16 protein-coding genes and 1 pseudogene are annotated in these 20,251 nt (G+C 62.7%); 14 read left to right on the forward strand and 3 right to left on the reverse strand.

Going from position 1 to position 20,251, the window contains the following annotated elements:
- The first annotated feature begins 3 nt into the window (after nt 1–3).
- The 4 genes from ACWGTI_RS13790 (at nt 4) to ACWGTI_RS13805 (ending at nt 5,397) form a co-directional block, all read left to right on the forward strand.
- Nucleotides 4–1,083 (forward strand): glycosyltransferase, encoded by a 1,080-nt coding sequence (locus ACWGTI_RS13790; RefSeq protein WP_454587620.1) that lies wholly within the window; start codon nt 4–6, stop codon nt 1,081–1,083.
- 221 nt (nt 1,084–1,304) lie between these two features.
- Complete coding sequence (locus ACWGTI_RS13795) at nt 1,305–2,546, forward strand: glycosyltransferase (RefSeq protein WP_454587621.1); 1,242 nt, start codon at nt 1,305–1,307, stop codon at nt 2,544–2,546.
- A gap of 221 nt (nt 2,547–2,767) precedes the next feature.
- A complete protein-coding gene (locus ACWGTI_RS13800) occupies nt 2,768–3,937 on the forward strand; it encodes a glycosyltransferase (protein ID WP_454587622.1) in 1,170 nt (389 codons plus the stop codon).
- The gene (locus tag ACWGTI_RS13805; RefSeq protein ID WP_454587623.1) at nt 3,934–5,397 is read left to right on the forward strand and encodes a lipopolysaccharide biosynthesis protein; all 1,464 of its coding nucleotides are present in this window, start codon (nt 3,934–3,936) and stop codon (nt 5,395–5,397) included. The genes ACWGTI_RS13800 and ACWGTI_RS13805 overlap by 4 nt, the downstream gene beginning before the upstream one ends.
- A 225-nt stretch (nt 5,398–5,622) precedes the next feature.
- Here the strand turns inward: ACWGTI_RS13805 and ACWGTI_RS13810 are convergent.
- Nucleotides 5,623–6,672: pseudogene (locus tag ACWGTI_RS13810) on the reverse strand (polysaccharide pyruvyl transferase family protein); the annotation flags it as partial.
- 304 nt (nt 6,673–6,976) lie between these two features.
- Between ACWGTI_RS13810 and ACWGTI_RS13815 the strand changes: the two are divergent.
- The 6 genes from ACWGTI_RS13815 (at nt 6,977) to ACWGTI_RS13840 (ending at nt 14,611) form a co-directional block, all read left to right on the forward strand.
- Nucleotides 6,977–8,149 (forward strand): glycosyl transferase family 1, encoded by a 1,173-nt coding sequence (locus tag ACWGTI_RS13815; protein ID WP_454587624.1) that lies wholly within the window; start codon nt 6,977–6,979, stop codon nt 8,147–8,149.
- A 44-nt stretch (nt 8,150–8,193) separates the two neighbouring features.
- On the forward strand, nt 8,194–9,189 hold the full coding sequence (locus ACWGTI_RS13820; RefSeq protein ID WP_454587625.1) for a glycosyltransferase family 2 protein: 996 nt from the start codon (nt 8,194–8,196) through the stop codon (nt 9,187–9,189).
- Entirely contained in the window at nt 9,189–10,139 is a 951-nt protein-coding gene (locus tag ACWGTI_RS13825) for a glycosyltransferase (protein WP_454587626.1), read from the forward strand. The genes ACWGTI_RS13820 and ACWGTI_RS13825 overlap by 1 nt, the downstream gene beginning before the upstream one ends.
- A complete protein-coding gene (locus ACWGTI_RS13830) occupies nt 10,129–11,079 on the forward strand; it encodes a glycosyltransferase family 2 protein (protein WP_454587627.1) in 951 nt (316 codons plus the stop codon). Before ACWGTI_RS13825 ends, ACWGTI_RS13830 begins: the two co-directional genes overlap by 11 nt.
- A 65-nt stretch (nt 11,080–11,144) precedes the next feature.
- Nucleotides 11,145–12,041, forward strand: coding sequence for a UTP--glucose-1-phosphate uridylyltransferase GalU (galU, locus tag ACWGTI_RS13835; RefSeq protein WP_454587628.1), 897 nt, complete (start codon nt 11,145–11,147; stop codon nt 12,039–12,041).
- A gap of 191 nt (nt 12,042–12,232) precedes the next feature.
- Nucleotides 12,233–14,611 (forward strand): polysaccharide biosynthesis tyrosine autokinase, encoded by a 2,379-nt coding sequence (locus ACWGTI_RS13840; protein ID WP_454587629.1) that lies wholly within the window; start codon nt 12,233–12,235, stop codon nt 14,609–14,611.
- A gap of 69 nt (nt 14,612–14,680) precedes the next feature.
- Here the strand turns inward: ACWGTI_RS13840 and ACWGTI_RS13845 are convergent, their stop codons facing one another.
- A complete protein-coding gene (locus ACWGTI_RS13845; RefSeq protein WP_454587630.1) occupies nt 14,681–15,388 on the reverse strand; it encodes a metallophosphoesterase family protein in 708 nt (235 codons plus the stop codon).
- 324 nt (nt 15,389–15,712) lie between these two features.
- The gene (locus tag ACWGTI_RS13850) at nt 15,713–17,620 is read right to left on the reverse strand and encodes a propionyl-CoA synthetase (RefSeq protein ID WP_454587631.1); all 1,908 of its coding nucleotides are present in this window, start codon (nt 17,618–17,620) and stop codon (nt 15,713–15,715) included.
- A 57-nt stretch (nt 17,621–17,677) separates the two neighbouring features.
- On the opposite strand from ACWGTI_RS13850, the gene ACWGTI_RS13855 reads away from it, so the two are divergent.
- From ACWGTI_RS13855 to ACWGTI_RS13870, 4 genes are all read left to right on the forward strand, one after another.
- Nucleotides 17,678–17,881 carry a DUF2259 domain-containing protein gene (locus ACWGTI_RS13855; RefSeq protein ID WP_454587632.1) on the forward strand — a complete coding sequence of 68 codons (204 nt, stop codon included), beginning with the start codon at nt 17,678–17,680 and terminating at the stop codon, nt 17,879–17,881.
- A gap of 660 nt (nt 17,882–18,541) precedes the next feature.
- Nucleotides 18,542–18,829, forward strand: coding sequence for a PqqD family protein (locus ACWGTI_RS13860; protein WP_454575842.1), 288 nt, complete (start codon nt 18,542–18,544; stop codon nt 18,827–18,829).
- Nucleotides 18,829–19,263: a lasso peptide biosynthesis B2 protein gene (locus tag ACWGTI_RS13865; RefSeq protein ID WP_454587633.1), complete on the forward strand. Its 435-nt coding sequence runs from the start codon at nt 18,829–18,831 to the stop codon at nt 19,261–19,263. The genes ACWGTI_RS13860 and ACWGTI_RS13865 overlap by 1 nt, the downstream gene beginning before the upstream one ends.
- Entirely contained in the window at nt 19,260–20,246 is a 987-nt protein-coding gene (locus tag ACWGTI_RS13870; RefSeq protein WP_454587634.1) for a serine kinase, read from the forward strand. The genes ACWGTI_RS13865 and ACWGTI_RS13870 overlap by 4 nt, the downstream gene beginning before the upstream one ends.
- Nucleotides 20,247–20,251: the final 5 nt, after the last annotated feature.

The following is a 20,251-nucleotide window of genomic DNA, read 5'->3' on the forward strand; positions in this document are numbered from 1 at the left end:
TTCATGAAAGTTCTGTTTGCAGGCGGCACCGGCTACACGCCGCAATTCAGCGGTGGCGTCCAGTCGAGCACTCACCACCTGGTCGAGCAATTGCGCGAGAACGGTCACGAGGCATCCGTTCTGGCAGCGCTGTTCGGCGACGGCATGTTCGGCTTCAGGGCGCGCGCCAAGATGAAGCTCCTTCGTCAGCGCGCGGTGATCGACAATTTCCCGGGCTATCCAGTGGTGCGGGCGTGGTTTCCCTGGGAAGCGGCCGGCTTCGCCGTCGAAAAGTTGAGGCCGGATGTCGCGGTCGTGCAGTGCCACAATTCGGTGCCGATCGGCAGAGAACTGCAGACGCTTGGTGTGCCGCTGGCCGTCTATCTGAGGAATGTCGAATTCGACGAATTGGCCGGCGATCTGCGTGAACTCCATTCGGCGGTGTATATCGCCAATTCCGAGTTCACCGCGCGCGCCTACAAGGCAAAATTCGATATCGATTCGACGGTTATCCCGCCGACCATCAATCCCGCGTTCTACAGCACACCGACGACCGGTGAATTTGTCACCCTCATCAATCCCTATGAGGAAAAAGGCTTCGAACTTGCGGTGCGCATTGCCGCCGCCTGTCCCGAGATCCCGTTCCTGTTCGTCGAAAGCTGGAAGCTCGACGACGATCATCGGGCCCGGATCGAAGCAACAATCTCTCCCCTCCAAAACGTCAAGCTGGAAGGCCGCACCAGCGACATGAAGACGGTCTACGGCCGCACGAAAATCCTGCTTGCGCCCAGCAAATGGGAAGAGGCCTGGGGCAGGGTGGCCTCGGAAGCGCATTGCAGCGGCATTCCAGTTGTCGGCTCGCGGCGTGGCGGCCTGCCGGAAGCGATCGGCTCCGGCGGCGTGGTGCTGGACTACGACGCCCCGCTCGCCGACTGGGTCGCAGCGGTCAGACGGCTGTGGAACGACGAGGCCGAGTACAAGCGGCTGTCAGCGGCAGCACGCCAGTTTTCGGAGCGTCCGCAAATGAATCCCGACAGCCAGTTCGCGACGTTCATGGGCGTTCTCGACAGCGCAAGGCGTATCGGCCTGGAGCGCGCAGCCTAACCGCGTCGCGTTGGAATTCAGCTGACACGCTGCGGCGCCGGGCGACGGCAGTTGCGCAAAGTTCCCGCGAGCCGGTTCCCCATCCGGATCAATTTTTATTGCTGCAGTGCAATATTTTGTGGCACCGCAGCAATCAACGTGTATTCTGCCTGTCTACATTAGGGCTTGTGCGATGTGGACCGCTTGGGGGTCCGGGCAAGCCCCAACCTTATGGGCGGTTCATGCGCGTGGGCTTTGTCGTCGGCGAATTCCCCCTCCTTTCGGAAACCTTCGTCGTGGACCAGATGGCTGGACTGCTGGCGCGGGGCTTCGACGTGGAGGTCGTATGCGACAGGACCAAAGGTGACGGCCGAATCGACCGGCAAAGGGAGCCAATGGCGACGCTGCTCGCCAGAACCCGACACTGGTGGCGATGGGCAGCTGGGCTCAGCGAATTTGTACGGCGGCTGCCGCCGCGCCTGCGATACAAGGCTTCGACCGCTCTTGATGCTGTCTTTGCACGCCGCCTGAACCGCTGTGACGTGATTGTCGCTCACTTTGGACAGAACGGCGAGAGAGCAGCCGCGCTGAAGAAATGGAGGGTTCTCAAGCCACCGGTCATAACCATCTTTCACGGCGCTGATGTTGCGATCCCGGCGCGGCAGGCAGTGCTTGCGACACAATATGCCGGGCTGATCAAGCGTGGGACCTTGAACCTGACGGTCAACGATTACTTCCGCACGATGCTGCTGGAAGCCGGCCTGTCCCAGGCGAACACGACGGTCCACCATATGGGAATTGACACCCGCGAAATCGGTTATCGCTGGGAATCGTGGGAAGGCACCCAACTGGTCGTGACGACGGTTTGCCGGCTGGTCGAAAAGAAAGGCGTCGAGTTCGCCTTGCGTGCCCTGGCCGCCCTGAAGGCCTCACATCCGCAGATAGACTGGCGCTACGATATTATCGGCGACGGCCCACTGCGGATGGACCTGGAGAAGCTGGCGCTGGAACTGGGCTTGAGCGGGCGCGTAACATTCCTCGGCAGTCTCCCTCACGCGGAAGTGAAACAGCGGCTTCGCAAGGCGCATCTCTTCCTGCTGCCAAGTATCACCGCCAGCGACGGCGACATGGAAGGCATCCCGGTCGCGCTGATGGAAGCCATGGCCGCCGGGTTGATTGCGGTGAGCACGTATCATTCGGGCATCCCCGAGCTCATCGAGGATCGCGAGACAGGGTTGCTTGCGCCCGAGCGAGACGTTTCAGCGCTTGCCGGCAAGCTTGCCTGGGCCGCGGAGCACCCGACGGAATGCGAGCGTATCGCGCTTGCCGCACGCCGCAAGGTCGAGGGAGATTTCAACGCAGATGTTCTGAACGAACGTTTTGCGCAGATCGTTACCCAACTGGCCACATCGGGCCTTGCGCGTGAAACTGCCAGGCATGTCGGCGTTTCCGGGGGCTTGGCGGATCCTTCATCTGCCGGCTGACACTGCTCCTCTTCGTTTGACCGACTGACACGCCAAGTCGAGGGAAATCTTGCTACGCTGCACCAAAAATGTTGCAGTGCAGCAAGACCTGTACTAACGTCCCTGCGGGTGGGCCAACAGCGGTAGAGTTCTATGCTGCATGTCTTGTGCCTCCGGCACCCTGTTTTCGACCCGGCTTTTGTCAAAGGCACACCGGCTCTCCGTGCGAGCGCATCCTGCCGATGAAGATTTGCTTCGTAGTCGACAAGTTTCCCTCCCTGTCCGAAACCTTTGTTCTCGACCAGATTGCCGGATGCCTTGAGCGCGGCATGGAAGTCGGTGTTGTTTGCAACGAGACGTCCTTCGGCAGGGACAGCAACATCGACGATCCGCGCTGGCAGGCGCTGCCGGGAAAGGTCGTCTGCTGGTGGGGTGGCCTGGGGCGCTATCGCCCGTTGCTCAGGAAGTGGACCGGCAGGTTCTGGGACAAGCTCTCGACGGCCATCGACATTGCTCATGCGCGAAAATTGCAGGGCGCCGACGTCATCGTCGCCCATTTCGGCAACAACGGCATGCGTGTGGCGCGCGCCATCAAGCGCGGCAGGATTTCCGCTCCCCTGGTGACGATATTTCACGGCCGCGATGTCGGCGAGCCGCTGCATGACAATACGCTGGCGCGCTACAAAATCGTGTTCGAAAAGGGCGCTCTTCAACTGCCGGTAAACGGCTATTTCCGCGATGCCTTGATTGATGTCGGTGCATTGCCGGAGCAGGTTGTGGTCCACCATATGGGGGTGCGGCCAAATGAGATCGACTACCAGTGGCGCTCGTGGGAGCAGGCCACGCTCTCTTTCATCTCGGTCTGCCGCCTGACCGAAAAGAAGGGGATCGAATATGCGCTTCGCGCGCTTGCCGGCCTGCCGCGGCGCGACTGGGTCTATTCGGTGATCGGCGGCGGAGAACTTCTTGAGGAGTTGAAGGCGATCGCCGCAAATCTCGGCATCGCCGACAGGGTGCGTTTTCTTGGGTCCCGGCCCCACAGCGAAGTCAAGCAGCGCCTGCGCGATGCACATGTGTTCCTGCTGCCCAGCGTCGGCGCGCGCGATGGCGATCTCGAAGGCATTCCGGTTTCGCTGATGGAAGCGATGGCCGCCGGCCTGACAGTGGTCAGCACATATCATTCCGGGATCCCCGAACTGATCGAGGATCACAAGACGGGTTTTCTCGTGCCCGAGCGGGACGTAGCGGCGCTGACCGGCAAACTTGCCTGGATCGCCGAAAATCCGAAGCCGTGTGAAGGGATCGCCCTGGCTGCGCGCAAGAAGATCGAGGCGGAGTTCAACTCCGATCTGCTGAACCAACATTTCGTGGAAATCGCCATGCGGCTTGGCGAAACGAGGTCGCTTGCATGAACGCCAATCCTCCCCCCCAATTCGGTCGTGTCGCCCTGCGCGGCGGGCTGGTAACCATCGGCGCCCAGGGCTTCAAGATGGCGATCCAGTTTCTCTCCGTCATCGTGCTCGCCCGTCTGCTCGTTCCCGAGGATTTCGGTCTGGTGGCTTCCGTGGGGCCGGTCGTGGCCTTTGTCGGCCTGCTTCAGAATCTGGGCCTGCAGCAGGCTGTGGTTCAGCGCAAGGACATCAGCAACCAGCAGCTCAACCAGGTGTTCTGGATCAGCGCGCTCGTCGGGCTGGGCAGTGCCGTGGTGGTGGCCGGCCTGGCGCCTGCCATCGCCGCATTCTACGGCGATCAACGCATGTCTGGCATCACCCTTGGCTCCGCCCTTCCGCTGCTTCTCGGCAGCCTGGCCGCGGTGCCGCTGGCGTTGATGAATCGCCACCTGCAGTTCGGCCAGCTCGCACTGAACGACGTGGTAAGCGCCGCCGCCGGACTTCTGGCCGCCGCGATCGCGGCCTATGCGGGGCTGGGCTACTGGTCGCTAGTCATCGGCCCGGCGGTTTCGGCGGTCGTCGCCCTGGCCGCCGCCTGGCGGGTGGCGCGATGGACGCCGTTGCGGCCGGACCTGAAAGTCGACGCCGACATATTGTCGTTCGGCGCCAACCTGACCGGCTTCAACCTCGCCAACTTCTTCTCGCGCAATCTCGACAACATTCTCATCGGTAAATATTCCGGTGCGATCGAGCTCGGCTATTACGACCGCGCCTACAAGCTCCTGCTGTTCCCGCTGCAGAACATCAACCAGCCGCTGACGCGGGTGATGGTGCCGCTGCTCAGCCGCATCCACGATGACAAGGCCCGCTTTCGCGATATCTATGTGCGCACCAACTGGATGCTGGCGGCCGTTACCATGCCGGGCATCGCGGCGCTGACGCTGACCTCCAATCAGATCGTCGGACTTCTCTTCGGCCCGGGCTGGGCGCCGGTCGCACCGATCTTTGCCTGGCTGGGCATCGCCAGCCTGGTCCAGTCTGTGTCAAGCACGACGGGATGGATATTCATCTGTCAGGGCAAGACGAAGACCATGTTCCACTGGGGCATCTATTCGTCGCTGACGACCGTCGCCGCCTTCATCGTCGGCCTGCACTGGGGCGCCGTCGGCGTTGCCGCGGCCTATGCCATCAGCGGTTATGTTCTGCGCGTTCCCGTGCTCGCGGTGCTGATCCATCGCGTCGGTCCGGTGACCGCTGCCGACTTCCTGCTTATGCAGGGGCTTTTCATCGCCTCGTCCCTGCTTGCCTGGTTCTTGTACCTGTGGTTGCCGGCGTCTCTGACGGGCCAGTCAGACCTGCTCGCGGTCTTTTTGGCGCTTGCCCTCAACTACGGCATCGGCCTTGTTTTCATGCTTGCCGTCCCGCAGTCGCGACGCGCTTTGTTCACCACCCTGTCCAACGCCGCTCGCAACATCCGCTGAGCGGCCGCCGATCAGCGGCGCCAGCAAGTTTGTGGCCGACATTGCCGAAGCGTGTTCTTCAAGCACGGCCTGAAGGCTTGTCTTGCGATAGCGGTCGAGATTTCCCGCAAACCGGCCGAGCTTTTCGCGCGCCTCTTCGGGCGTCACGGTGTCGATGTCGAGCAGCACATCGTCGACACCGATTCGCTTGGCAACTTCCTTGGTCTTGAACTCATAGGCGATTGGCAGCACCGGCGTGCCGACGCAAAGCGACATGATCATCATGTGCATGCGCGTCGCGACGACGAAGTCGAAGCCCTTCACCAGCGCCATCAACTGATCCGGCGTGTGGAACGAAGCGTCCACGGTCACATGCTTGGCGATCTCCGGATCGAGCTCGGCGACGATCGCCCGCGCGGTCTTGGAATCGTCATGGGCATATTCCGGCACGCCCTGACACGTCGAGACGAAGGTCACCTCCTTGCCAAGGTCTCTGACGAGTATTGTGGCGATCTCGCGGATCGAATCGAGATAGCGGCGCATGCCGCCCTCACCATCGCTGACGTAGTTCCAGTGGCGCACGGAAATGGCGACGCGGCCCGTCGGCGCGGGCGGCTGGCTGGAAGCGAGTGACTTGCCGATCCTGTCGGTATCGGCCAGGGCGAATACGGCATCGGCCACCACGTGGCACTTGCCGAGATCCTTCACCAAATCCTGGATATGGGTCCGCGACCGTTCATCGCGCAACAGGATGAGCGGGCTGCGGTCAAAGATTGGGCCAAGCTCCTGGCGGTTGTAACTTTTGTTGAACGGGCCGAGGGATTGCGTGAAGAAGACCGGATCCTTGCCAAATATGGCGTCGAGCCGGAACTGATTGAGGCGTCGCTCGAGATTATAGTTCTCGACGAGATAGGTTCCCCCCGTGGTGACCACCATGTCCGCGTCGGCGTAGATGTCGAGACCGCGCCGGTCGCCCTGGCTGAAAAAAGCGCCAAGCGCGCTGCTGCCAAACCAGCGCAGGGCCTGGAGAACGAGCCGATTGTAGATCGGCTTGAACCGGTCCTTCAGCCCGCTGCCGTTCTTGTATCGGAACAGCGATTCCGACAGCAGCTTGTGAAATTCGAGGTCCGGATAATCCTTCTTCGGATAGAGCCTTTCCGCAACCTCGGGCTGGCTGTCGAACACGGCGAACCGCACGTTTCCCGACACGATCGTCTTGAGAATGTGCCGGATCGCCAGCAGAATCGCCGCATCCCCGGTGTTCAGGCAGACTGTGTTTTCGACGACGATCTTCATGGATTTACCTCATTTCGTCAGCAGATCCGCGGCCAGGCCAGCGGTGCTCAAGACGGGCGTAGTGACCGAAAATGCTGCACGCCAGGACAATCCCGATGCGGTCCGCGTCACGATTTAGGGCGTTGCACCGGGCTGGTGGCCAACGCACGGCCCGAGCGGCACTCAAGCAGGGCGGAGATTAACGCATCAATTTTGCACTGCAACAAAAAACGTGCACTTATTGCTACGCCGCACCAAAAATGTTGCGATGCAGCAAAAGCTGGGTTAGCATTCCCCTGGGTGGGCCAACAGCGGTCGAGTTTTCATGCTGCATGTCTTGTACCTTGTGCACGACGTTTCCGACCCGGCCGTGCGCCGGCGGACCATAATGCTCAGGGCAGGCGGCGCGCATGTCACATTGGCCGGCTTCCGTCGGACCACAAATGCTGTTCCCGACGTCGAAGGGCTGCAGCCGATCGACCTCGGTGCGACGCGTGACGGCCGATTCGGCCAGCGTATGGCGGCGGTCGCCAAGGCGGCGTTGTCGATAGGCTCGAAGCTTTCAGGCATGCCGAAGCCCGATCTCATCATCGCGCGCAATCTGGAAATGCTGGCGCTGGCCAGGCGTGCCAAGTCTGCCTTTCGCGGCGGCGTGCCGATCGTCTACGAGTGCCTCGACATCCACCGCCTGGTGCTGCGCGACGACATGCTGGGCAAGGCGCTGCGCACCGCCGAACGCTATCTCGCCCGCGACGTGAAGCTTCTGGTGACCTCGTCGCCGGCCTTCATCGCCAACTATTTCAAGCCGTTCGGGCAAGTCTCAGCCCCGGTGGAACTGGTCGAAAACAAATACTTCGAAACCGCGCCGGTCTCCACAGACAATGGCTTGAAAGCCGATAACCCCGTCGCACCCCCATGGCGCATCGGCTGGTTCGGCGCGCTGCGCTGCCGCCGCTCGCTCGAGCTGCTGGCCGATTTCACGCGCCGTCAGAGCGGGCGCTTCGAGGTCATCCTGCGGGGCCGTCCGGCACTCTCTGAATTCCCGGATTTCCACGCTTTTGTCGAAGCCGAGCCCTATCTTTCCTTCCGTGGCCCCTACCGCAACCCGGAGGACATGGCGGCGATCTACGGCGAAGTGCATTTCTCCTGGGCCATCGACTTCTTCGAGGAAGGGCAGAATTCGGAATGGCTGCTGCCCAACCGTCTTTATGAGGGCTGTCGCTTCGGCGCCGTGCCGATCTCGATGGGCAATACCGAGACCGGGCGCTTCCTCAACCAGCAGGACATCGGCGTCCTGCTCTCCGACGCCACGCCCGAGACGCTGGAAACCGCGCTTGGCCGCATGGATCAGGAGCGTTTCGGCAAAGCCAAGGCGCGCGTGCTGGCCCGCAATCCACGAACCTGGAGCTACGACCGCAGCGACTGCCGCGCCTTTGTCGACCGGCTGCGCGGTCTGGCGGTTTCACCCGGCTCCTTCGTCACCGAGGCGCTGGCCTAGAGATGGCTGGCAATGACAAAAATGCAGAGCATGGAAAGGCGCCGATGACGCAAACCGGAGCGCTTCCGCCAAGCCTGATCATTATCCCGTGCCTCAACGAGGCGGCGCATATCGGTGCATTGCTCGAGCAGTTGGAGCCAGCCGCTGCAAGGCTCGGCGCCCGCATCGTCGTTGCCGACGGCGGCAGCACGGACGGCACTTTGGCCATCGTCGAGGCGGTTGCGGCCAAGGATTCTCAGGTCGTTCTTCTGCACAACCCCAAGCGCATCCAGAGCGCGGCGATCAACCTCGCCGTCGCCAGCTTCGGCGCCGGCGCCGAATACTTCATCCGCATCGACGCCCATGGCGGCTATCCCGCCGATTATTGCGACCGGCTGGTCGAGGAGGCGCTGGCCACATCAGCCGATTCGGTCGTCGTCTCGATGCTGACCAGCGGCAGCGGCGCGGTGCAGAAAGCGGTGGCGGCGGCGCAGAATTCCAAGCTTGGCACCGGTGGCTCCAAGCACAGGCACCTGTCCGCCGGCGAATGGGTCGACCATGGTCATCACGCGCTGATCCGGATTTCGGCCTTCACCGCTGTCGGCGGCTATGACGAGACCTTCAGTCATAATGAGGATGCCGAACTCGACTACCGGCTGCGCCAGGCGGGTTACCGCATCTGGATGAGCGGCAAGACGCAGATGGTGTACTATCCGCGCTCCTCGCTGAAAGGCCTCTATTTCCAGTATCTCGGCTATGGCCGCGGCCGCGCCAAGAATGTGCTCAAGCACCGCATGATCCCGAAAGTCCGGCAGATGATCCCGCTGCTGGTGGCGCCGGTCGTTCTTCTCTCGGCTTTTTCCTTCATCCACTGGCTGGCGGCGGTGCCGCTGCTGGTCTGGGCCTCGGTCTGTCTGGGTTATGGCGTGTGGACCGCGATTGCCCAGCGCAATCCAAACAATGTGCTGGCCGGCATTTCGGCGATGGTCATGCATTTCGCCTGGTCTGTCGGTTTCTGGCTGCAACTGCTGGGCGCGCGACCGCAGCGCAAGGTGGCGTGATGAGCATGGCCTCCAGGGATCGCCGCATCGACATTTGCGTCTGCACATTCCGACGGCCGGAACTGGCCGACACGCTGCGCTCGCTCGCGGCTCTCGCCATGCCCGCCGGCTTCGGCATCGGCGTCATCGTCGCCGACAATGACGACGAGCCGACCGCCGAGGCGCTGGTGACCGAGCTGGCGCGGGAATTGAAGCTGCTGGTTCGCTATCGGCACGCACCGGCGCGCAACATCTCGGTGGCCCGCAATGCCTGCCTTGACGCCAGCACGGCGGATTTTGCCGCCTTCATCGACGACGATGAGACAGCCTCCCCGCAATGGCTGGCCGAACTGATTGCTGCAGCGGAGACAAGCGGCGCCGAGGCCGTGCTCGGTCCGGTCCGGGCGCTCTACCGCCCGGATGCGCCGGCCTGGATGCGCAAGGGCGATTTCCATTCGACCTTGCCGGTCTGGGTGCGAGGCGAAATCCGCACCGGCTACACCTGCAACGTCCTTTTGAGGATGGGCGCCGACAGCCTGCGTGACCGGCGTTTCAGCCTGGCGCGCGGCCAGAGTGGCGGCGAGGACACCGAGTTCTTCGCTTCGATGGTCAAAGCCGGCGGCCGCATCGCTTTCGCACCGGAAGCCTGGGTCGAGGAAGTGGTGCCGGGTTCGCGAGCCGCGTTCGACTGGCTGCGCCGTCGCCGCTTCCGGTTCGGCCAGACGCATGGCCACCTCATCGGCCAAAATGTCGGTGTTGTCGGGCGTGCGAAGGATGTCGGCCTTGCCTCGGCCAAGGCTGCCTACTGCTTCGGCATGGCGGCACTGACGGCAATCAGCCCGATCCGCCGCAACCGCAGCGTGCTGCGCGGCATCATGCATGTTGGTGTCGTCAGCGGCCTGGTCGGTATCAGCGAGATCCGCCAGTACGGCCTGCCTTCGCCACAGCAAGGAGGCAAGCGTGCTGCCTGACGTCTCCTTTGTCATCGCCGCCTACAATGCGGCGGCCACGCTCGACCGGGCCATCGCAAGCGCCATCGCCCAGCGCGATGTGAGCGTCGAGATCATCGTCGTCGACGACCAGTCGCGCGACAACACGCTCGACGTCGCACGAACCTACCCGCAGGACCTCGTCCGCGTCGTCGCACTGCCGGCAAACCGCGGACCGGGAGGCGCCCGGAATGCCGGGATCGAGCTGGCTTCCGGCCGCTGGGTCGCGGTGCTCGATTCCGACGATGCGGTCCTTCCCGGCCGGCTCGCCGCGATGATTGCGCGTGCCGAGAAAGCAGGTGCGGTGATCGCCGTCGACAACCTCCAGGTGGTGCGCGAGGACGGCGTTGCGGAAGCGACGATGTTCCCTGCCGAATATCTGGAAGGCCTGCGTGAAATCACGCTCGCCGACTACATCGCCGGCAACATCATCTTCGAATCCACGTTCAATCTTGGCTATCTCAAGCCGATCTTCCAGCGCCGCTTCCTGACCGAAAACGGGCTCCGCTATGATGAAAATCTGAGCATCGGCGAGGATTACATTCTGCTCGCCAACGCGCTGGCCAAGGGCGGCAAATGCGTGGTCGAGCCGACGACCGGCTATATCTATCACATCCGTACAGGCTCGATCTCGCGTGTGCTCGAGCTTCGCCATGTCGAAGCGATGCGCAAGGCCGATGCGGTCTTCGCCGAGACGAATTCGATGGACGCGGCTGCCGCGGCCGCCTTCGCCAGGCGCGCTCGCAGCCTGCGCAAGGCGGCATCGTTTCTGTCGCTGGTCCAGCACATAAAAGCGCGTTCGCCGTTGAAGGCGATACGCACCGCGCTAAGTGATCCGGCGGCTGTCGGGCATATGTCGATGCCGATTGCCATCCGGCTCAGAAGGGTTGCGGCACAGTTTGCCGTGGGGACGGGGAGATGAAGCATGCCAGGGCGTTTTTATAGCCGGCGATAGATAGAAATCTTTTCTCTCAGAAGGAATACCAGATGCAGAAAGTCAGGAAGGCAGTCATCCCGGTGGCGGGGCTTGGAACACGGTTCCTGCCGGCGACCAAATCGATGCCCAAGGAAATGCTGCCCGTGGTCGACCGGCCCGTCGTCCAATATGCGGTGGACGAGGCGTTCGAAGCCGGCATCGAGCACATCGTGTTCGTCACCGGCCGCAACAAGGCTGTCATCGAGGACTATTTCGACCTGCATCCTGAACTGATCGGAACGCTTGAGCAGACCGGCAAGAAGACCCAGCTGGAGGCGCTCGAAAGCATGCTGCCTGTGGCCGGTGCCACCAGCTTCATCCGTCAGCAGTCGCCGCACGGCCTCGGCCATGCGGTGTGGTGCGCGCGCGAAGTCATCGGCGACGAGCCGTTTGCCCTGCTGCTGCCTGACATGGTGTCGTTCGGCGGCCGCGGCTGCCTCGCCGAAACCATGGATCTCTACCGGCAGACGGGCGGCAACGTCATCGCCGTCGAGCGCTGCGAGCCGTCGGAGACCAGTAAATATGGTATCGTCGGCCGGGGCGCTGAGGTCGGCAACGGCTTCGAGGTGACGGCGATGGTGGAAAAGCCGGCGCCGGCCAACGCACCGTCGAACTATTACATCAACGGACGCTACATCCTGCAGCCCGAAATCTTCTCGCTGCTCGGCAACCAGCAGCGCGGCGCCGGCGACGAAATCCAGCTTACCGACGCCATGGTCCGCCTGGCGAAAAGCCAGTCCTTCTATGCCCAGCCTTTCAACGGCCGCATGTTCGACTGCGGCTCGAAGGAAGGCTTCATCGAGGCCACCATCGCCTTCGCGCTGGCGCGCGACGACATGAAGGGGCCTGTGCTGGAGATGCTGCAGGCGTTCGTGCGGTCGCACGAGCGTCAGGAAGTGGCCGCATAATGCCCATCTTTCGAGGGCATATGCGTTTGGACGAAGGCGCAGCCCATGCCTGCGCGCCTGGCCGCTCAGGTTTCACGCCAGATGGCATGAAGCTTGCGTTGCCTGCTTTGCCTCCGATCTCCGCAGCTTCGGAAGAGATGGGGCCTGACCCCGTCTCGCTCCCGAGCCTGTAACCTAGAATTGGACCGAAGATGAATTATGCCAGCTTTCCTCTCGACAAGAGGATGCCGTTGCCCAACACCGATCAGGAAAAGGGTGAAGACTTCATCGACGTCGAGCGCCTGCTTGGCATGGCGGCGCGGCAGGTCAAGGTGGTGGCGGTCTGCGCCATCATCGGCCTGTTCATGGGCGTGCTTTATCTGCAGACCACGCCCAAGCAATATACCTCGGTTGCCAGCGTGCTGATCGACGAAGGACTGAACAAGGTCGTCGACGACATCTCGGCTGCATCCGTCACCATGCAGACCGACGCCGCCCTTCTCAGCCAGATCGAAATCATAAACTCGGCGCGTCTGGCCTCAGTGGTGGTCGACAAGCTGAAGCTTGACCAGAACGCAGAGTTCATGAACCCGCCGCAATCGGCCCTTGCCAAGGGCATCGGCTTCGTGCGCGGCGTGGTCGGCTATTTCCGCTCGAGTTCCGCCGACCAGATTCCCGGCATGGAAAATGTCGATGAAGCGACACGCCAGGCGATGATGCTGACGGCGCGCCATGACTATGCGGTGCTGAAGCTGCAGAGCGAGGTGCTGGCGCAGCGCACCGGCCGCAGCTATGTGATAGCCATCGGTTACCAGTCGTCGAATCCGGCGCTCGCCACCGCCATCACCAAGGCCTATGCGGACGCCTATCTCGCCGACCAGCTCAACGCCAGCTTCGACGCCACCGAGCGCGCGGCGGTCTGGCTGCAAGGCCGGCTGACCGAGCTTCGCCAGAACTCGCAGGCGGCCGCTCTGGCGGCCGAAAAATTCCGCTCTGAACATGGACTGGCCGCCAACAGCGACGGCCAGCTGATCAGCGACAAGCAGATCGCCGACCTTACCGCCCAGCTGATCGTCGCACAGGCCGATACGGCGCGCGCCAGCGCCCGCTATCAGCAGTACAAGACCATCGTCGAAAGCGGTTCCGACAACGCCTTCAATGATTCTGCAATATCGAGCGACCAGCCGGCGAGTTCCGTCATCGCAACCCTCAAGACCCGCTATCTCACAGTTGCCAAGCGGCTGCAGGATGTGACGGCCAATTTCGGCGCCGAGCATCCGCAAGCGGTGGCGTTGGCCAAGGAGAAGGCCGATCTGTCGACCCAGATTTTCGGCGAGTTGAAGCAGCTGACCGAAAGCTACCGCAACGAACATGAAGTCGCTTTGTCGCGCGAGACATCGCTGAGGCAGAAGATCGCCGACGCGGCCGGCAAGAGCTCCGTCGACAACCAGTCGCAGGTCAAGCTGCGCGAGCTCGAGCAGCAGGCGCAGGCGCTGACCACGCTCTACCAGACTTTCCTCGGACGCTATGAGGAAGCCTCGCAGCAGCAGTCCTTCCCGGTCGGCAAGGTCCGCATCATCTCGGATGCATCAGCACCGCTTTCGGCCTCGAGCCCGCGCAGCTCCAGGGTGCTGGCACTTGCGCTGGTGCTTGGCGTGCTGCTCGGCGCCGGCTTTGGCGGCCTGAACGAGTTCAACGAGCGGTTCTTCAGGACCGGTGAGGACGTTCGCGATCGCGTCGGCCTCAAATTCCTCGGCTATCTGCCGACGATCGGCGGCAGGCTGAGCAAGGATGCTGACGACGGGCCCGCGGATGCTAAGAGCACCAACACCTTGTCGGCGGCCGAAAAGCGGGCGCGCATGCGGGTCAGCGTCGACGCGCCGGCATCGATGTTCTCCGAAACACTGCGCAACGCCAAGATAGCCTTCGACGTCGTCATGGAAGGGCAAGGCAGCCGGGTCATCGGCGTGATCTCGGTCCTGCCCGGCGAGGGCAAGTCGACGGTTGCCGCCAATCTGGCCGGATTGCTTGCCGCCAACGGTTCGAAGACCCTTTTGATCGACGCCGATTTGCGCAATCCGGGCCTCAGCCGCAACCTCGGCATGGAGGCCGAGCAAGGGCTGATGGAGGCCGTGGTCAACGGCCAGACGTGGCAGTCGGTCGGCAAGGTGGACCGCCAGACCAAGCTGGCGATCATCCCGGCCGTACTGCGCGGCCAATTCTCGCACACCAGCGAACTGCTTTCGTCGGTCGGCATGCGGCGCTTCATCGACAACGCCAAGGAGACGTTCGAGTACATCGTCGTCGACCTGCCGCCGCTCGGCCCCGTGGTCGACGCCAAGGCCTTCGCGCCGCTGGCCGACGGCTTCGTGCTGGTGACCGAATGGGGCCGCACGCCGCGTGCCATGGTGCGCTCGCTGCTGGAGCAGGAGCCTTACATCGCCAGCAAGGTCGTCGGCGCCGTGCTCAACAAGGTCGACCTGAAGAAGCTGGCGAAATACGGTTCGCTCGGCGGCTCGGAGAAATTCTTCGACCGCTATTCGACCTATTATCTCCAAAAGTCGGATCTGCGCACCAAGACGGCCGCCTAAAGCAAGAGCAATTCCAGGAAAAGTGTGAAACGGTTTTCCCGCCCTGCCTTTTTCTGGACAGGCTCTGCCTCAGGAAAAGATCAACTTGCCGAATTTGTCGGCAATCCTGACGGCTGTCAGCCGGCCGCTCTGAAAGGCGCCGGTGTCGATGTCGAGCCTTCGTCCGTCAAGCCGGGGGATGTCGACTGGCGTGTGCCCGTGCACCACAAAGCGGTCGAGCAGATGGGCTGCGTCGAAGAACTCGTCGCGGATGTTGAGCAGGTCCTGCTCATCCTGCGCCACGAGGTCGATGCCCGGCCTGATGCCGGCATGGACGAAGACGAATTTGTCCGAACAGAGCAACACCGGCAGACTGCGCAGGAAGTCGATATGATCGGTCGGGATGACCTCTCTCACACGCTGGTCGACCTCGTCGCTTGACGCATAGAGGCTGGCAAGCCGCGCCGGATCGACGCCGTAGGAAAACAGCGTCTCGCGGCCGCCGACCGCCAGCCAGCGCTCCCGCGACAGATAGCCGTCGAGATAGTTCAGCATCGCGACTTCGTGGTTTCCTGCCAGGCAGACTCGCAAAAACCCTTTCGGCGGCGGTGCCAGCAGATGATCGAGCACGCGCGCCGATTGCGGCCCGCGATCGATATAGTCGCCAAGCATGACGATGATCTTGCGCCCGCGAAATTGCAGCCCGTCGAGCGCGATCTTCGCTTCCAGCGACAGCAATTCCTTGTAGCAGCCATGCACGTCGCCGATCGCGTAGACGACGGTGTCGTCCATATCCATTTCCAGGCGCTCGCGTGGCGCCGGCCGAGGGGTTCTGGATCGCTGAAACAAGGCCACTGGGACTCGATGCCTGCCGAAAATCGGGTTTCGTTTCCAAGGGCGCGCCCTCGTGGCGCGCCGCAGAACCGTGGATACATGGCAGGCGTTGGAAATTCCATAACGGCGACCGACTGCTTTCGCCGCCGGCTCAGGACCTGCTGGTCAAGCAGCCTGAGATGGTAGGGGAATACGGCGTGGTCGAGCAGCAGCCGATGCGCGGCTCGGCCTCAACAACCCCAGCCGCCACGCCTCTGTGCCGGCTCGGCCTCCGGCAACGCCAGGCGGTCAGACCCCGATGCCACGTCCTTTGAGCGCCGCGGTGATCTCGTCGAGGATGACCGGATCGTCGATGGTCGCCGGCATCGTCCACTCTTCCTTGTCGGCGATCTTCTGCATGGTGCCGCGCAGGATCTTGCCGGAGCGAGTCTTGGGCAGGCGCTTGATCGTCACCACGGTCTTGAAGGCGGCGACCGGGCCGATACGTTCGCGCACCAGCCCCACCACTTCGCTTTCGATGGTGCCGGCATCGCGGGCGACGCCGGCATTGAGCACGACGAAGCCGACCGGTATCTGGCCCTTCACGGCGTCGGCGATGCCGATGACGGCGCATTCGGCGACATCGGGATGCGCTGAAAGCACCTCTTCCATGGCGCCGGTCGACAGCCGGTGGCCGGCGACATTGATGATGTCGTCGGTGCGGGCCATGACATAGAGATAGCCGTCCTCGTCGATCATGCCGGCGTCGGCCGTCTTGTAGAAGCCGGGGAACTCCTCGAGATAAGCCTGCCGGAAGCGGGCGTCGGCGTTCCACAGTGTCGGCAGGCAGCCGGCCGGTAGCGGCAGTTTCACCACCACATTGCCGAGTGTGCCGCGCGGCACTTCATGGCCGGCATCGTCGAGCACGCGGATGTCGTAGCCCGGCATCGGCACGCCGGGCGAGCCGTACTTCACCGGCAGCAGGCCAAGGCCCGCCGGGTTGATGGTCATCGGTGAGCCGGTCTCGGTCTGCCACCAATGGTCGACCACCGGCACGTTGAGTCTCTGCTCCGCCCATCTGATGGTTTCGGGATCGGCGCGTTCGCCGGCGAGAAACAAGGTGCGGAATTTGGACAAATCGTATTTCGGCACGAATTCGCCCTTCGGGTCCTGCCCCTTGATGGCGCGGAAGGCGGTCGGCGCGGTGAACAGCGCGACGACCCCATGCTCGGCAATTACTCGCCAATATGTGCCGGCGTCGGGCGTGCCGATCGGCTTGCCCTCGAACAGCACGCTGGTTGCGCCATGCAGCAACGGCCCGTAGACGATGTAGGAATGGCCGACCACCCAGCCGACATCGGATGCCGCCCAGAACACCTCACCCGGCTTGACGCCGAACTCGTTTTCCATCGTCCATTTGAGCGCGACCATGTGGCCGCCATTGTCCCGCACGATACCCTTCGGCTGGCCGGTCGTGCCGGAGGTGTAGATGATGTAGAGCGGATCGGTGGCGAGCACCGGCACGCAGTCGACATTGGCTCCCGCCGCGCGCTCGCGCGCAACCGCATCGGCAAAGTCGATGTCGTAATGGTCCTTGAGTTCGCAGCGCAGCTGGTCCCGCTGCAGGATCAGGCACGCGTCCGGCTTGTGACGGGACATCTCGATCGCCTTGTCGAGCAACGGCTTGTAGGCAACCACGCGTCCCGGCTCCAGGCCGCAGGACGCCGAAATAATCAGCTTCGGCTTGGCGTCATCGATGCGTGTGGCAAGCTCGTGCGAGGCAAAGCCGCCGAACACCACCGAATGCACCGCCCCGATGCGGGCGCAGGCCAGCATGGCGATCGCCGCTTCGGCCACCATCGGCATGTAGATGATCACGCGATCGCCTTTGACGATGCCGCGGTTCTTCAGCACCGACGTCAGCGCCACCACCTCGCGCTTCAGTTCGGCATAGGTGAATTTCTTGACCGTGCCGGTGATGGCGCTGTCATGGATCAGCGCGATCTGGTCGGCGCGGCCGCCGGCGACATGCCGGTCGAGCGCGTTGAAGCAGGTGTTGCAGGTGGCGCCGTTGAACCAGCGCCCGTAAACGCCGGCACTGGCATCGAACACGCTGGTCCACGGCGAATACCAGTCGATCGCCTCGGCGGCATCGGCCCAGAACTGTTCCGGGTCGCGTTTCCAGCCGGCATAGACCTCGTGGTAGCGTGACGCCATTCATTCCTCCTCGGGGAAACTCCCTACCTTGCATAGCCTATGCGGGTTTTCCCGGCCATGTCTTCCCCCAAATGCCATGTGCACGAGGACAAGGCTGTGCCCGGTTCGCGCAACTGCCCGACCGCCTACAGCCTGTCGGAATCCTACCAATACACCCCACCCGGCAAACCGGCCATATTGGCTGTGCAGGTGCAGCGTTTCAGCCAGGGTTTTGAGGGACGCGATCGCCGTTTCATCGCCGTGACCGGGCAGGCACGCTGAGCAATTCCAGGAAAATTGTGAAACGGTTTTCCAGGGAAAAGCGCGTAGCGCTTTCTGTTGGGAATTGCGTCAAAACAGAGATAGAGCGGGTCAAACGTTTCGGTAAAACGCTCTGAGCCACAGTCTGCCTTGCGGCAGCCAGCAAACGGTCACGCGCCCTGAAACAGCGCGTTCGTGCCAGATGTCAGCTTTAAAGCGGCAAGGCCGCCAGCATCAGGCCGACGCCACCTGCAATCAATATGGCCGCTGCCAACGCCTTTCGATGGCGTTCGAACGCCGTCGGCGCCCGCTCCCAATTGTAACGCATACTCAATGCTCTCCCAAATCCCGGCGACTCCATAGCTTACTTAAGGTAAGAAAAGCAAGACCTTGACCCTGTCCGATAGCCGGCTTGACGGTTTGCGGCATTGATTTTCAGGCGCGATCACCGACTATTTCTGGGGGCGGGTTACCTTCTCTCAGACCTCGAATGATGTGGAAATTACCACACTTCAGGAATGGACGTCTCCACCATGCGTGGTCGCACTTGTCATCGGGACGGTGGCGTTGCCGGATTGCCACAGATCGTTCGGACCGGCCTGTTCTGCCTCTCATCCGCGCAATAGACAGCGCCGCATTGCCGCGCTATCTGCTCTCCAGCAAACTGGTCTGGAGGGTTCCATGGCCCAAATCGCTTCTGAAATGGTTCTGCGGCTGGCGGACGATGCCTCTGTCCAGCATGTCGGCGACGGCGCTGTCGTGCTTTTGGCGCGTAGCGGCCAGCTTTACACTTGCAACGGAACCACCGAAGCCTTTCTCGACAAGGTCGACGGCGCCCGCAGCCTCGACCAGATCGTCGTCCTGCTTTCCGACGAGTTCGAGGTCGACAAGGATACGCTCGACCAGGACATGGCGGCGCTGGCCGCCGAACTGGTGAGCGAAGGCATTCTCGCCGACCCGGCTCTCTGATGGCGGACGGCGTTCTCCTGCGCATCCTGTTTCGCGTCCACTTGTGGACGAGCGCGCGGCTGATGCCGATTCTGATCGGCCGCCGCAACTTCGAATCGGTGTTGAAATGGGCGCCGCTCAGCGCGCCTGCCCCCTATCGCGGACTGTCGTCCGCCTACATCGTGGCTGCCGTCAACCGCACTGTCCGGCACCCGTGGCTGATGCGCGATCGCAGATGCCTCAGGGAAGGCCTGCTGGCTCACCGCTTCTTGCGCTTTGCCGGCTTCGATCCGGATCTGCGCTTCGGTGTCGATCCGAAGTCGATGCAGGCGCCGCGCATGTCGGCCCATTGCTGGGTCTGTCTCGACGGCCGGCCAGTGGTCAGCGACAGCCTGCCCGGCATGGTGCAGATCTACCGCCATCACGCCGATGCCGGAAAGGCGCGCGCTGCTTGACCGGTTCGGTGGCCACTTTCTGCTATGACCTCAAGGGCCAGGTCATCAGCATATCGGCCTCACGGGCCGACCTGTGGCCGAGCTTCGACCTCATGCTGGGCACGTTGCGTGTGAGCGAACCCGTCGTAACAGGTTTTCAGATCGACATTGTCGAGACGTCGCAGTTACAGGAATCCCCTGCCGGCAAACTCGCTTTCGACGGCGATGTGCCGGAGGACGGCCATTGCCGGCTGATCGACGGCGGCGACATCGTTCACCTGATCTTTCCCGGCCTGCAGACCGTCTCGATCAATGCCGATGAGGGTTGGGCGGAAATCCGCGTTCATCCTGACGCCAAGGTCAAATGGACGTTGCTGATGATGGTGCTGGATGCCGCGCTCGATGCCGGCGGCCAGCACATGCTCCACACCGCCGGCCTGACATTGCCCGGCCACAAGGCGCTCGTGCTGATCCATGCGCCGAGCGGCACCGGCAAGTCGACGACTTCGCTGGCGCTGGCCTCGCAGGGCTTCGGCCTTTGCTCTGACGACGCCATGATCCTCAAGGTTTTGGCCGATGGCGGCGTCACGGCCTGGGGCTTGCCGCGCAAGGTGAAGGTCCACCGTAACACCGCGGCAATGCTGCCTTTCGTGGTTCCCTGCCTTGGCGACAAATGGGACGCCAATGGCGAGCAGGCGGTCTCGCTGGAACGCCTCGCCGAGATTATCCGCATCGAGGAGACAGGCGACAGGCCGGTTGCGGCATTGCTTCATCTCGCCCGCTCGGCGGATGCGCAGACCCGGCTCGTCCCCATGACCAGGGCAGACGCCATGGTGGCGCTTGCCACCGACAATGTCAGGACGGGCATGACTGGCCTTTTGCCGGCGCAGAAGCGCCGCATGGCAACGATCGCGACGCTGGTCAAAGCCGTTCCGACCTTTACGCTGGAAGTCGGCGCGAGCCCGGCCGAGGCGGCCCCGCTGATCCGCTCGGCGGTGGACTAAAGCAT

The organism is Mesorhizobium sp. ArgA1 (genome assembly GCF_053714375.1).